The sequence below is a fragment of the Paenibacillus sp. S29 genome (assembly GCF_049319765.1).
Classification (GTDB): Bacteria; Bacillota; Bacilli; order Paenibacillales; family Paenibacillaceae; genus Paenibacillus; species Paenibacillus polymyxa_B.
Genome location: NZ_JBMOUI010000014.1, coordinates 120,875 through 134,876 on the forward strand (window position 1 = coordinate 120,875; position 14,002 = coordinate 134,876).

A 14,002-nucleotide genomic window follows, 5' to 3' on the forward strand; every position below is an offset into this window, starting at 1 on the left:
ACTAAATGGCTAAGAAAGGACATGTGAACGATGAACGGACCCTATACATACAGGTTGCTAGACCCGCTCACCGATCGAAAAAGCATACGCTTCACGGCGAAATACACGCGGGCGGAATTGGAGCAAATGACGACCTTTCAGTTACGCGGAATATGCGATAAGGAACGACTGGTCGAGGGATTTGCCAATCGCCTGGCACGTGAAGAATTGATTCGCGTGATTTTGCGATTTCGGAGTGCGGAAGAGCATTTACTCATCACAAGGCCGAATCTTGGTGGTTTTGAACGTATGGAATCGGCACTACAGCGAAACTGGAACGACCGTCGGCAGGAGAGCAGCGGTATCCGGGTTCCCGCCAAAATCACACTGTATCAGGGTGTACGCACAGGTCGCATGGACAACTACCGGATCGAATCCGATTTGCCTTGGCTGAGCTCATCTAATGTGCTGCTGGTGAATGCGACAGGAGAACTGTGCGGTGTTTTGAATTTGGTGAAGGATGAGGGACGAACAGGCGTATATTATCTTTCTCGTCATCGCGACGCTGAACTGCGAGAGACGTCCAATCATAGTTATAGCCTGCTATTTCTGCGAAGACAGGAATCAGAATATTTTTATAACCTCTACTATGGAGATAAGCCAATGCTGCCGCTGAAGCTTCAAGGTCACCGGGTTCCGGTGGCAGAGCTGATCATTCGGGGCACTGAAACTACAGATGCAGTACTTGCGATTGATTTTGGCACCTCGAACACCACAGCAGGTGCTTATTTGGATAGCTCCTACGTTACGGCTCCTGATACAGGTATGAGCAGCACGGTAAGGCTGAACGCCATCAATTATGTGTCATTCCCCGGCCCAGAAGGGGCAGAAGGCGACTGGATCGAAGTATTGCCGACTGCTATTCGCGTCGCAGACTGCTCCAATCCAGAACATATCCTTTATGTATTTGGGGAGGATGCACTACGTGGATCTGACGTGGCAGGCAGCCGTGCGACAGTATTGCGGGGGATCAAGCGGTGGGTCAACGATTATAAGCGAATCGAGGAATTAATGGATTCCGAGGGGAATACAGCAACCGCTTCCCGCAGTGATATTTTAGCTGCTTTTATCCGTTATGTGATTGCTACAGCCGAGCAGCAATTTAAGTGTCGGTTCCGCAACCTGCACTTTTCTGCTCCGGTCAAGTTGCAGCCCCAGTTTATAGAGATGTTTAGTGATATTTTGCCTGATTACCAGATTGAAGCGGAGGATGCGCTGGACGAAGGGCTGGCTGTGCTGTACAACACGCTGGCAGACCAGATGGAACGAGGGACTTTTGCGGACGGTGAGGAGTATCAGGCACTTGTCATTGATTGTGGTGGAGGCACGACAGATTTGTCTTCCTGCCGATTCCGAATTGAGGACGGACGTATTGCTTACAAGCTGGATATTCACACAACGTATGAAAATGGGGATACCAATTTTGGTGGAAACAATCTGACGTATCGGATTATGCAGTTTATGAAAATTGTATTTGCAGGTTATTATGCTGCCGAGACGCGCTTGCCTGACACCGATATTGATGCCCTGATCGGCATTCCTTCGGGAGATTTGTACCGTCATGTGGATGAGTTTGGTGTAGATGCTGTATATGCGGGACTGGAGGAACGCTACCGAGAGGCAGAGGCCATCTTGCCTACCGCGTTCAAACAGTATGAACATGCTACACGGGATGAATATCAGCGGGTACTGAGTAATTTTCATCTATTGTGGAGCGCGGCAGAAAATATGAAAAAGGAATTTTTTCTACGCACGGGGATCTTGCGCAGCCGCTTCGAATCCGAGCAGGTATTATCTGCTGAAAGCGACCTGAACATTGCAGTGATGGACCGTTGGCTGGTTTCAGTCATCGAGAACGGACGGTTTCGTGATGAATATGGTCTGCCTGATGTGGTGTTTAACATTCGGGAGATACAGCAACTTCTTAAGGCGGACATCTACAATATTGTGCGCAAGTTTCTGGATGAGTTTTATCTGGAGGGGCGCTTGCAGGATTATTCGATTATCAAGCTAACCGGGCAGTCCTGCCGGATTGACGTATTTCGCGAAGCACTCAAGGAATTTGTACCGGGGCGCAGTATTGAGTTTCGTCAAAAGGCAGAGGACCTCAGCCGGGTACCTGAGTTGAAAATGGCCTGTCTGCGCGGGGCTATCCGTTACCTGAACGCTAAAAAAATGGGCACGATTGAGCCTGTCATTACCAATCATATTCCTGCTATTCCGTACACGGTCAGCGCATGGACGCATACGGGGCGCGAGAAAGAGCTGATTGCGAGTTTGGAAAGCAACCGGGTACGCGGTTCCATTTCCCGGCCGTCTCATGCGGCTGAGGTAGAGTTCTTCCTGACGGCCGACGGCGGCAAGCTGCGTCAGCGTCATGTGTACCGTAGTCGGCCAGAAGCTTTTGAACCCATGCCGTATGAGGAAATTGCCGTGCTGTACGGGCGGGATATCCCGCAGGATGATACGGACTCCATCCGTAATGGGGAAACGAAATATTTTGTTTTTGTCGGAGATAGCCGCTGGGGCTTTTATGTAGTCCCGATTACCCGCCGAGATGAATTGCTGCATCTGGGACCCAAACGCTTTTTTGCTTTCGAAAATGATCTCTCCGAGCTGGATTTCTTTGACGGCACGAAATAGTAAATTAAGGATTTCACAAAATGCTGAAATCAGAAAAGTACACAACACTTGGAGGGGATAACGTGCTGTATGCAGGTTTTTGGAAGCGAACTTTGGCTTATATCATCGATAGCCTTATTGTATGGTTTGTATTTTTAATAATTGGATTGATCTGGCTTGTGATTCGGACCTTAGGGGATTGGGTACCGTCTCCGGCAGAAAGCTCTTTGATCTCAGATGGATCGACTTATACTTTTACAATGAAAACAATAGGGCAGACCTTGCTGAATTGGGGAGCTATATGGCTATATTATGCGCTTATGGAATCGTCCAAATGCAAAGCAACGGTGGGCAAGCTGGCTCTCGGCATCGTTGTGGTAAATGAGTTTAACCATAAGCTCAGCTTTGGACGTGCAAGTGCACGCTACTGGAGTAAGCTTCTATCAGTCATCATTTTGTTCGTCGGTTTTATTATGGCAGCCTTTACGGCGAGAAAACAGGCCCTCCACGATCTGATCGCCCGTACCTATGTTGTGGACAAACGCGAGCTGGACTATATCCTTCGTGAGCAGGCTCAACGCGGAGCCGGGATGTAAAGGTAGATAAATAGATTCTAAGATCATAATGAACCGTAGTCTTCAAACAGGGGGAGCAAGATGAATATACGCAGATTTTTAGAAAAGAATATTCGCCTATTTACTGGACTACTTGGAGTAAGCAAAGCTCAACCCATCGATGATGCAGTTCCTGTTCCACCTCCTGCGCCCGGTGTGAATCGGCTATCTGTTCCCCTAAATAAAGAAGAATAGAGAAAGGAGGGGAGCACCATGTTAACACATATCGTTCCGAAGTTTGAGAAGGGCCGTATTCTAAAAACCGAGATGCTGGAGAACCTGCGAGACTACCCACGCAGTTTTCTGGATATCCGGTATCAGGATTTTTCGGATGGTATTATCACCGGAATGAACGTAACTGTCGGGGAGAACACGCTGACCATTGGTAGAGGCATCGTGAAGCACAAGGATAGACTATACCTGCTGGAGCAGGAGCAGGAAGTGCCGTATGCGGCCACGGGGCGGCTATCGGTGTTGAAAATCAAATTTCAAGAAGAGCAATCCACTGCCGATTTTCAGCGTTATTTGGGTGAAATTGCTCTCGAAGAGGAACAAGTTAATCAGCGTGAGCTGGAATTAGGCAGATTTAAGCTCAAAACAGGCGCTCTATTACGATCTGATTATGTGGATTTTGCCGATTTGGCAACAGAGTTCAACACATTTAACCTTATTCAAGTACAACAGGCAGGTACAACTTTGCCGACGCTACCTTCCTGTATTTTCAAAATGTTCGCACGTGAGCTTATCAGTCGTGGAACGTCAGATCCACTTGATCTGTCCTTTGCGATGCTGTGTCTAAATCAAGGCTTTATTGAACGTGAAGCCGTTCTTCATTATTTGTCATCCCGATCAGGGACAGCTTACCGAGACTACGATTCCAGTAAGTTACATCAGGTCATGTCTCGTGTATTGGAGGAAAAAGGGGGACGCCGTATGAACATGGGTGTCGCTCGCTCAGGTGGTCAACGGATGCTGGTAGATTAGCAGTTTAGAGTCATAGTAGCTATTGAGTAAGAGAATCAATTTGGAAAACGGTCATATTATCGATGGGTTGATAATGAGGCCAAGGAGCTGATGATATGGAGTATATGGACGAGCAAATCTTAGCATTAATAAACTCATTAAAGCAAGAGAAGTTATCTGTATCTGTAAAAGACTGGTCAACGATTTCACTGCAGACGTTAATACATTTAAACGGTGAGACTGTTTCTTTAACTGAACGCATTTTGCTGAATGAGCGTATATCCATGACCATGCCGAAAACGTTTAAGAAAATGGAGGAAGAAGATGCTTTGTTAAAGTATCCATCTTGCCATCGACCGGGACTTATTTTTACGAATAATACGGGTACAACAAATCTTACATTTAACCATACATCAAGTGAGCTTTCGGAGTCCGAGATGGAGCCATTTAAAAATGAAATGGTCAATATTCTTAAAAATACAGAAAAGCTTATGGAATGGTACGGAGACGGCATTATCAATATTAAAAATCAGTTGGCTGGATATTGTGAATTTATAACGCCCACTTTGAGTACACCGCTCTACAATCTGGCTTGTTTTGTCACATTAGAGGAGCGTGCTCTTATCATTACTTTTAGCTGTATGGAAGAAGAGGTTAAACTGTGGCGGCCGATAGCAAAAGGTATGATGGGGTCTTTAGAAATTCAGGCCAACAGGGAAGGTGAACTAATATGAAGGTTTTAAGTACAACATACAGCAATGTGCAAATTACACCCTATCAATTAGTTAATCTACAGGAGTTGACAATTGAGAAGCAATTGAACCATCACACACGTTTAAAATTTACTGCTGTTGTACCCGAAGAACTGAAGGACACCTACGTAGAAATGACTGAGGCAGATTCTTTAATCGAGGTATCCCAGATTACAGAGGAAGGCGAGTATTTATTGATATTTAGTGGTACAGTGTTGGAGATTGAAGTGAAATTCGTACGAGGGGTATACTATCTTGAAGTTGAGGCTATATCTCATACCTACAAGCTTGACATATGTAAGAAGAGTCGTTCATTTCAAGATAAACATATGAAAATGGCTGGATTATTGAAGGTTATTGCTAACGATTATCCTGGAATTGATATTATTGACTCAGCAACCGCAGGAGCATCATTAAATCAACTAACAATACAGTACCGCGAAACAGATTGGGAATTTCTTAAACGGATCGCTTCACGTTATCATACATCTCTCATGCCAGCTTCTACGTTTAGCACCCCTAAATTCTATTTTGGTGTGGAAGAAGTTAATGCCCCAGTGAACTTGGAAAATTATCATTATACCATTAGTAAACGTATGTCTTCCTTCCGCTATTTTTCTGAAAATGGTACAGCTACTATCCAAGAAAACCATTTTATAGACTATATTGTAGAGACTAATCATGTCCTTGAACTAGGGAATCAGGTTACTTTTCATGGGAAAACCTTGTTTATATATAAAGCACTAACTGAAATGAGTAAAGGAATATTGAAGTGTATTTATACATTGACCTCACATGAAGGTCTTCGCCATAGGGAAATTTTTAATGAACAAATGATCGGTTTATCGTTGCAGGGTAAGGTTATAGCGCTTCAGAGAGACAGAGTTAAGGTGCATCTTGAAATAGATGTAGTTCAAGCTAAAGATAAAGCGCATTGGTTCCCTTATGCAACAGGTTATACAGCTGAAGGACATAGTGGATGGTACGTTATGCCTGAAATAGGTGATACTGTAAGAGTGTATTTTCCAGCACATCAGGAGCAAGAGGGTTTTGCTAGTAGTTCGGCCCGTCAAGATCGCACTAAAGATGGATACAACAAGATTGACAGTCCTGATACCAAGATTTTTCGTACACCGCATGGCAAGGAAATTCGAATGACACCTGATGAAATCGTAATTACAGGTAAAGATGGGGCCATTTTTATCCAGTTGAATCAAGGAAGTGGAATTCAGATTGTAAGTGACAAGGCTATCAGTTTTTCTGCTGGAGGAAATATTCATATGAGTGCCGGTAAAAAAATAAAAATTTCTGCCGGAGAGGAAGTTGCCCTATCTAGCCAGAGCAGCAACATCGTGCTCGGTGGTGATACTAGTGTAATCGGTAGTGAAGTGAAAACAAACTGATTGCTTAAAGTATAGGAGGTAGTAGGATGGCAGAAGAACAAATGATTTTACAGGCCAATTCAGCTGACAAGAAAGGTTACGTTGTTGCAGGAGCAATATTAAAATGTAGCTTTGGTACGCAACCGACGCGACTCAAGCGTCCATTTAGTCATGGAGTGTATATCAAGGATAAAGCGCAGATGAATGTGAGTGACTATTTGCCGGGTGATAATATTTCAGGTTTCGGACGTTGTTTCAGCCTTACTAATCCCGCAGTTTTAAATAGCAATATGGTTGATATTTACGGTGTGAAAAAAGCCCCCTGTATTCCAATGATTACAAAGCCATGGATAGGTGGAAAAAAAGATGTCTTGGTAGAAGGACAGGCTTCGCTAACAGACCAGTGTTCAAACTCATGTTTATACTGTGGGTTCATAAGTATTGAGAACGATGGCCAGAATTTGGATTGAATTTTTAATCCCAATAGATATTTTGCAATTTTTTTAGGTGATGTTGTAAGAGAGGGGGAATATACTCAGTGAGCCAAGTTGAGAAAATATCGAGTTATCAGAGTTTAGAATTTGTCGGTATTTATCCTATACAACATATAGAACAACTGCATATTGAACGAAATTTAAATGATCACGCCTTCCTACGAATTCGGGGGATTTTTCCAGAAGGAGAGCAGGCTCGTTTGATTCAAATGGAGGGTGCCTCCGAGTCTGTAGAAGTGTTTCAAAAAGATGAACTTGGTAAGCGTGTAAGGATATTATTTCATGGAGAAATTACGCATGTGGATTTGAAAACAGTTCGTGATATTTATTATATTGAGATAGAAGCGGTATCACATACGATTCAACTAGATATAAAGCCTATTACCCGATCCTTTCAAGATCAGAATCTAACCTATGATAAGTTACAAAGACAGATTCTTTCCAAGTATGAAGGATCGGATATTATTGATACTGTATCTCAAAATACCAAATTAGGAGAATTTACTCTACAATATAGAGAAACGGATTGGGCTTTTTTAAAACGTATGGCTTCCCGGTTCGGAGGTGTTTTGGTACCAGAAGTTGCTGCTGAAACACCTAAGTTTTGGTTCGGTATACCTGAAGGGAATGTAGGTGAATTAAATGAGGTGGTATACAGCACAAAACGAAGTTTTGCAGCAATAGGAGAAACAGAGGACACGATTGAGACATCAGCCTCATTACATATGACCTGTTATACTGTAGAAAGTGGACAGTATTTCCGACCGGGAGATCACCTGCGGTTTCGAGGCAAAGAGCTTGTTGTAACCCGGATTGTATCCAAAATACGAAGTGGATTACTATTGCATGAATACACATTGGTCCAGAGCGAGGGAATACATCAAAACCTCTATTGTAATGCCCAAATTTGTGGGGCGTCCTTGGAAGGTAAAGTTGTCGAGGTTATGGGAGACCAAGTGCGTGTACATCTGAGCATTGATGAACGACAAGATAAGAGCAAGGCAACGTGGTTTCCTTACGACACAGGATTCTCAGCAGAGGGGCATACCGGATGGTACGTTATGCCTGAGCTAGGTGATACAGTACAATTGCAATTTCCAAATGAACGAGAGTCGGAAGGATTTGTGAAGAGTTCTGTACGGCGTAGTAAGTCATCCACTCCCAAATTGACTGATCCTGACGTCAAGTATTGGGGGACAAACCGAGGTAAGGAACTGAAGCTAAGTCCATCTGAAGTTTTGGTGACGGCGAAGATGAGTAAGGTGTATATCCAACTAGATCAAAATGGAGTGCAAGTTCAAAGTGAAGGTGAACTGTCCATCTACGCTGGAAGGACGTTGACGTTGGATGCAGGTACTAAACTGAGTATGCAGGCTGGGGAGTCTATATATATGCAGGCAGCGAGAAGCAGTTTGATACTTGATGGAGAGACTGATTTTCGCTCATCTCAAGTCAATCTGGATGGAATTATAAAGCGTCCTGTATATGTTGCCGATCTAGCTCCTGTACCAGAACCTCCACTCATGACGGTACAAGCCTATAATGAAATGAAGGCATCTCAGAGCAAGCCTGCTCCTGGGAAAACCGTAGCCAAGATGAACCCGAAGTCGGGGATTTTGGACGGAATACTTAACAAGGTACAAACGTGTCTAAGTGTAGCAGGTATGATTCCCATAGTTGGATCTGTGGCAACGGCTTTAAATACGGGCGTAAACGTATATAAAAAGAATTATACGAAAGCAGGTTTATCGCTACTGGCAAGCGTACCTAAAAATGTTGCTCCTCCTAATCCATTGAATGCCCATTATCTATTGACTAATTCTTTACTAGCTCGTGGGGCTGCGGGGGATAAGAAAGCATTAGATGAATGGGTAAAGAGAGTGAATGCACTACCTAAACCACAAGAGAAAATCTCAGAGTATGAGAAAAGACAAAGGGAGCTAACAGCCACTTACCCTTCAAACCCTACATTGAAATGGATGAAGAAGAATATTCTAGTTCCTGGGGTTGATGGGATTAATTATTTTCTACTAGAAACTACTGCGGGTAAAGCAATTGAGCGTTTCAGTACTTCATCTGCTGCTGCTATTGGCAGTCCCGTAGAGTATGAGGTAGCATCAACGGGAAATGAAACGGTAGATAAAATAGGTGATTTTGCAGGGAACGTTGCGGGGAACTTTTTAACTCCGACTGGATCTGGTATCAAAGGGCAAGGATTTTATTCAGGTACAGTCAAAATTGCAGAAAGCACTTTGGCCACCAAAGCAGGACAAGCTGTTGAAAATAAATTAGCAAACGGTATAGGGAAAGTAATGAATAAAGAGGTATCCCAAAAGATTTCTAACGGGGTTCTTACAGGGAGCATATCTGGTGGATTACAATCTGTTGGCCTTTCTCTGACCCATGATCGCTCAAAGAGTGACGAATTAGCAGAAGCCTTAGTGACAGGGACGACACTTGGAGGGGCGTTTGGTGGAGCTTTTGCTGGATTAGGCCCTTTAGTGAAATCGAACATGGGAAAAGTGTACACATCGGCAAGACAACTCACAAGTAACGGCAAGACTTCTCAAATGCTATCGTTGCTCAAACAAAGAATGAAAGTTCAAGCTTCTCCCAAGATCAATCCAGCTAAAGCTATCTCCAATGAGGTGAAAGTTACTACCAAACCAGCCAGAGTTAGGCCTCGTCTTAGCACAGGCGGAACAGGTAAGTATAAGGTTACTTCTCCCAAGGTCAATCCGGCGAAAGTCATCTCCAAAGAGAAGATGAATGTTACTACCAAACCAGTGAAAGTTAAACCTCGTCTGAACACAAGTGGAGCAGGCAAGTATAAGGTTACTTCTCCCGAGATTAATCAGACGGGATCTATCTCCAAAGGGAAGATTAATATAGCTGCCAAGCCATCCAGTTCAAGTATTAAACTTACAGCTCCCAAAGTGAGCAAACCACAGGAGATGCCGCTTGAAACTAAGGGGACGGGGAAAGTTGAAACTCATGATCCAATTCATAATCCCGAGAGTTGGATTAATTCGTTAAGCGAAGCTGAAATTAATGCGTTAATAAAATATAAAGGCAATGATATTTATAAGGAGTTAAATAGAGGGCTTCGGTACGACAGTTTGAATGAAAATCTTAAAAAATATGTACCATTATTAGATTCAGCAATAGTCAAAGGTATATTGTCAGAAGACATGATATTATACCGAGGTTTTAGTAGTAGAGAAATAGGGGATAATTGGAATAGGATTATGGAAATTCAATCCTTTAAGTATTCTGATGACGCTTTTGTCTCTACAAGTACAAATCCAGGTGTAGCAGAGATGTTTGCTATGGCTCACGATGATGGAATTTTTGCTATAATTAAAGTTAAAAAGGGTACTTCTGTAGCTAATATTGGGGCTCTTGATGACATCGAAAGTGAAATATTACTTGGACGGGGACATAGCTTTAAGATTACAAAAGCTTGGGAGGAAGACGGGATGAAAAATATTGAATTGGAGCTCGATAACTAATGGTACCAGAGTCAAAAGATAACAAAAAATTGACTATGACTCAACGATGGGAACTTGATGAAGATATTCAAGTAAGTAGTGTTTCGCAGTGTTTTTATTGTACTAGTTTTAAAGGCAATGACAGTTGTTTAGCGTTTCCACAAGGGATTCCTAGGGAAATTATAAATAATTTAGTCCTTCATAGATCAAAATATTTAAATGATAATGGTATAAGCTTTTCTCCAATTGAGGAAAGATACAGAACAACTAAATTTAAGCCTCTGAGTAGTAAAGGGAATACAGTAATACCTAATACAGTATTAGATGGTTTGATGGGGGTGTGTGTCGGAGATGCATTAGGACTACCGGCGGAATTTAGTTCAAGAGCTAGTTTGAAAAAATCCCCTATTTTTGATATGATTGGTTACGGAACTCATGAACAACCAGCAGGAACTTGGTCTGATGATAGCTCTTTGACTTTCTGCCTAGGAGATAGTCTATGTAATGGTTATTATATTACTGATATTGCTGATAAAATGAAAAAATGGTATGAACAATCATATTGGACTCCGCATGGTGAAGTGTTTGATATTGGAAGAACTACATCAGAATCTGTAAAAAAATTAATTGAAGGTAGGCATCCTTCAGAGACTGGTGGTAAGCAAGTTAATGATAACGGTAATGGATCATTAATGAGAATTCTCCCGTTATCATTTTATTTACAACATGTTGGGGATGAAGAATATAAGTATCAAGTTATTCATGATGTATCAAAGATTACACATGCTCATCCTAGATCAATTTTAGCATGCTCAATATATGTTGAATATGCTTTATTACTTTTAAAAGGGCTCTCCCTTCAAGAAGCTTTTAATATTATGAGGAACAACATTTTGAATTTCTTTTACAAGAAAGAACCTTTTTCCCTTGAACTTGAATTTTTTAAAAGGATACTTATAGAAAACTTAATGGAGCTTGATGAAGAAGAAATAAATTCCTCAGGGTATGTTATTGACACATTAGAAGCAAGCTTTTGGTGTTTGTTAACAACAAATGATTATAAAAGCGCTGTATTAAAGGCTGTGAATTTAGGTAATGACACTGATACTACTGCTGCGGTAACTGGTGGTTTGGCTGGTATATATTATGGAATTCAGCAAATTCCCATTCAATGGATTAACAAGATAGCAAAACGAGAGATGATTATTGAGTTAGCAAATAAAATGAATAATATATTTAAATGTATTTAAAGGAAAAAATAATATGTATTAATTTTTAGTGTAAATTAAGAGATGATATTGAATATAATAAAAATCCTTGTGAGAATGGTCGTCAATACCTAACTTTGCTGACATTAAGAGAATAGCCCTTCAGCAATAAGCTAGCCGTGGTTACTTAACGGGCGTCAGTTTCTTTACTTGATCCTTGCTAAATTTTTTAGTATCGTAAAAATACTGATGGATAGCGTAAGTGATACATTATGAGTACATCTTGATTTCAAGAAAATGTTAATTTGTTTGTCATTTAGTAGTATTAAGAAGTTTGTGTAAATTTAATTGCATGAAACAATAAGTTTGTCCAACATATACAATAATCCAATCACTTAAAACCTGAATAATAGGCTTGGTAACTTTCAAAGGCTTATTCCAACTTGAACAAAGAGGAGGAATGAGTCTTTTTGCATGTTCAAAATCACAAAAAGAAAATAACAAATCAGGTACTAGAAGTAAAAGAAACATTGGGGTTAATCGCTCAAGCCCAAACAGAGTATGAAGCGATTATAGGGCAGTTAGTGCGGTTGCTACGACGGTGGAAATAACAACATTGAAACAGACATGTTAAATAGACGATGAGAATAGATATGTATGCCCCCGATAGTAAAAAGGGCATCACGAAGATTCTGACTAAGGAGGTGGAGACGGGAAAGAGGTCCATTGTATGGTTCTGTGGGCAAGGACAAGCTGGAAAGTGCGCCTCTCAAGGACCGAAAGCTCAAGATGAGGCTAGGATTTTTTTAGGAAAGTTTGTTATGCGTCCAGAAGCATTTGCAAAGCCTTTAAGCAACGTGTTGAACGAAGGCTGGTAGTTAGGCCGAATGCAGGTGATTATGCGCTTCCACTGGGGCTAATGCTGAAATACAAATTGCACTGTATAAGCTAACCGATTGAAATGTAGCCTTTTTTGGCTCGTTTCTCAGTTGCGGTGGCTGATTACATAGATTCCACTCAGTGCCGAATAAATAGATTTGTCTTAGAATCACCAACATTGCTTTGTTTTACCTGTAGGAAGTTTTCATGAATTAAGATGTACATACAGAATGTCTGAAAAAAGTTCTATTAAACGCAATAGCATTCCATATGGTAGGTTAATTAATATTCAGATACCACCATGATTGATCTGTTTTTTCTACGTTTACCGACGCCAACCATGTGCACAATGCACCTCAAAATGAGCGGGGATGAAGGGATTAAGCAGTGCAGATTCAGTAAACATGACGCAAAACATAATCTCAGACAGCCTGAAAAGCACACCTGGATACGTAACTTGAGCACAACAATATGAACAGATGATCATGGTGACGTTAGACCCGTGAATCATCTGTTTTTCGTTTTCTTATCCTTTGTAATACTTTCGGTACACCGCGGGCGTTGTGCCTTCATACTTTTTGAATATTTTAATGAAATACCCCGGCTCATTGAAGCCGAGCTCGCTACTGATCTGGGATACCGGAATATCTGTAGCTTCGAGCAACTGCTTCGCCCATTTAATCTTCAGGCGGGAAAGATAGCTGGAAAAGTTCTCTCCCGTTTCCTTCGCAAACAGCCGACTAAAATAGCTTGGGCTAATGTGGCATAAGTCAGCCAAGGCTTTCAGAGAAAAAGTTTCACCTTTGTGCTCAAAAATATATTCGAAGGCGGGTTTTAGTACGGGATTTCCGCACGAAATATCCACATCTCCTGAGGAATTCAGATAGGCATCTGCTAAGAAATTATTCATTTCTTTCTTAAGGTTTTCGATATGCTCCAACGAGTAGCCAGGAAGGATCTCGGACAACTGTGGAGTGGACTGTGTGGCCGACGCCTTCTCGAACATTTCTGCGAGAAGATTTTTGTTCATCGCTTCTTCAACAATATAATTACACAATAAGGATAACATGCTGGAGATCGTCTGAATTTCCTGATAGGTCATGGACGGTAGATCGGCGTAGTCGTTCTTAAGTTCTTCCCATTTGGAACTGTACAGTTTTTCATTTTTTGAGGTGAGGATTTGCTCGAGATGTAAGGCGCTCGAAGGATCGGCTAAGCGGACCTGACCTGCCATGACGGCGCCGATGTACTTATCGTCGATAATGATCGGTACCGCGATGTCGATGATATCATAATGACAGAGATAAATATAAGGTTTGTTGGAACGCACCGCTTCAAGTCCACCGCGAGAATCACATTTTTGGCAGTAGGGAAGGAGATTCTCATCTTGGCGAACCTTCTTGCAGAACGATTGGCATTGGCTGTGGCTAGTTACGGGATTCCCTTTATAATCGACGGTGAGAATGGCTAATTTGGTAACGGATGCTAATGAATCTTGCAACTGCTCCCACTTTTTCAAATCAAAGATTTTCTGGATGCTCAAATGTTCACGTATCAA

General features: G+C 41.9%; 10 protein-coding genes. 9 read left to right on the forward strand and 1 reads right to left on the reverse strand.

Annotation, left to right across the window (positions count from 1 at the left end; genetic code table 11):
* Window positions 1-30: 30 nt before the first annotated feature.
* The 9 genes from ACL9RM_RS21430 (at window position 31) to ACL9RM_RS21470 (ending at window position 11,607) form a co-directional block, all read left to right on the forward strand.
* Window positions 31-2,682 (forward strand): molecular chaperone, encoded by a 2,652-nt coding sequence (locus tag ACL9RM_RS21430; protein WP_250266464.1) that lies wholly within the window; start codon window positions 31-33, stop codon window positions 2,680-2,682.
* Window positions 2,683-2,744: 62 nt separating this feature from the next.
* Window positions 2,745-3,257 (forward strand): RDD family protein, encoded by a 513-nt coding sequence (locus ACL9RM_RS21435; RefSeq protein WP_323873186.1) that lies wholly within the window; start codon window positions 2,745-2,747, stop codon window positions 3,255-3,257.
* Between the two features lie 60 nt (window positions 3,258-3,317).
* Window positions 3,318-3,470 carry a hypothetical protein gene (locus ACL9RM_RS21440; protein WP_235308902.1) on the forward strand — a complete coding sequence of 51 codons (153 nt, stop codon included), beginning with the start codon at window positions 3,318-3,320 and terminating at the stop codon, window positions 3,468-3,470.
* Between the two features lie 18 nt (window positions 3,471-3,488).
* Complete coding sequence (locus tag ACL9RM_RS21445; RefSeq protein WP_235308905.1) at window positions 3,489-4,259, forward strand: DNA and RNA helicase; 771 nt, start codon at window positions 3,489-3,491, stop codon at window positions 4,257-4,259.
* A 95-nt stretch (window positions 4,260-4,354) separates the two neighbouring features.
* Entirely contained in the window at window positions 4,355-4,972 is a 618-nt protein-coding gene (locus tag ACL9RM_RS21450) for a hypothetical protein (protein WP_250266462.1), read from the forward strand.
* Window positions 4,969-6,393, forward strand: coding sequence for a phage baseplate assembly protein V (locus ACL9RM_RS21455; protein ID WP_235308909.1), 1,425 nt, complete (start codon window positions 4,969-4,971; stop codon window positions 6,391-6,393). Before ACL9RM_RS21450 ends, ACL9RM_RS21455 begins: the two co-directional genes overlap by 4 nt.
* A gap of 26 nt (window positions 6,394-6,419) precedes the next feature.
* Window positions 6,420-6,842 carry a DUF4280 domain-containing protein gene (locus tag ACL9RM_RS21460; RefSeq protein ID WP_010347323.1) on the forward strand — a complete coding sequence of 141 codons (423 nt, stop codon included), beginning with the start codon at window positions 6,420-6,422 and terminating at the stop codon, window positions 6,840-6,842.
* Window positions 6,843-6,910: 68 nt separating this feature from the next.
* Window positions 6,911-10,378 (forward strand): ADP-ribosyltransferase, encoded by a 3,468-nt coding sequence (locus ACL9RM_RS21465; RefSeq protein ID WP_250266461.1) that lies wholly within the window; start codon window positions 6,911-6,913, stop codon window positions 10,376-10,378.
* Complete coding sequence (locus ACL9RM_RS21470) at window positions 10,378-11,607, forward strand: ADP-ribosylglycohydrolase family protein (protein WP_235308915.1); 1,230 nt, start codon at window positions 10,378-10,380, stop codon at window positions 11,605-11,607. Before ACL9RM_RS21465 ends, ACL9RM_RS21470 begins: the two co-directional genes overlap by 1 nt.
* A 1,363-nt stretch (window positions 11,608-12,970) precedes the next feature.
* On the opposite strand, the gene ACL9RM_RS21475 is transcribed toward ACL9RM_RS21470, so the two are convergent.
* Entirely contained in the window at window positions 12,971-14,002 is a 1,032-nt protein-coding gene (locus ACL9RM_RS21475; RefSeq protein WP_235308917.1) for a PocR ligand-binding domain-containing protein, read from the reverse strand.

Coding starts and splice junctions, on each gene's coding strand:
- ACL9RM_RS21460 (WP_010347323.1), top strand. CDS start 6,420: ATGGCAGAAGAACAAATGATTTTACAGGCCAATTCAGCTGACAAGAAA.
- ACL9RM_RS21430 (WP_250266464.1), top strand. CDS start 31: ATGAACGGACCCTATACATACAGGTTGCTAGACCCGCTCACCGATCGA.
- ACL9RM_RS21450 (WP_250266462.1), top strand. CDS start 4,355: ATGGAGTATATGGACGAGCAAATCTTAGCATTAATAAACTCATTAAAG.
- ACL9RM_RS21445 (WP_235308905.1), top strand. CDS start 3,489: ATGTTAACACATATCGTTCCGAAGTTTGAGAAGGGCCGTATTCTAAAA.
- ACL9RM_RS21455 (WP_235308909.1), top strand. CDS start 4,969: ATGAAGGTTTTAAGTACAACATACAGCAATGTGCAAATTACACCCTAT.
- ACL9RM_RS21440 (WP_235308902.1), top strand. CDS start 3,318: ATGAATATACGCAGATTTTTAGAAAAGAATATTCGCCTATTTACTGGA.
- ACL9RM_RS21470 (WP_235308915.1), top strand. CDS start 10,378: ATGGTACCAGAGTCAAAAGATAACAAAAAATTGACTATGACTCAACGA.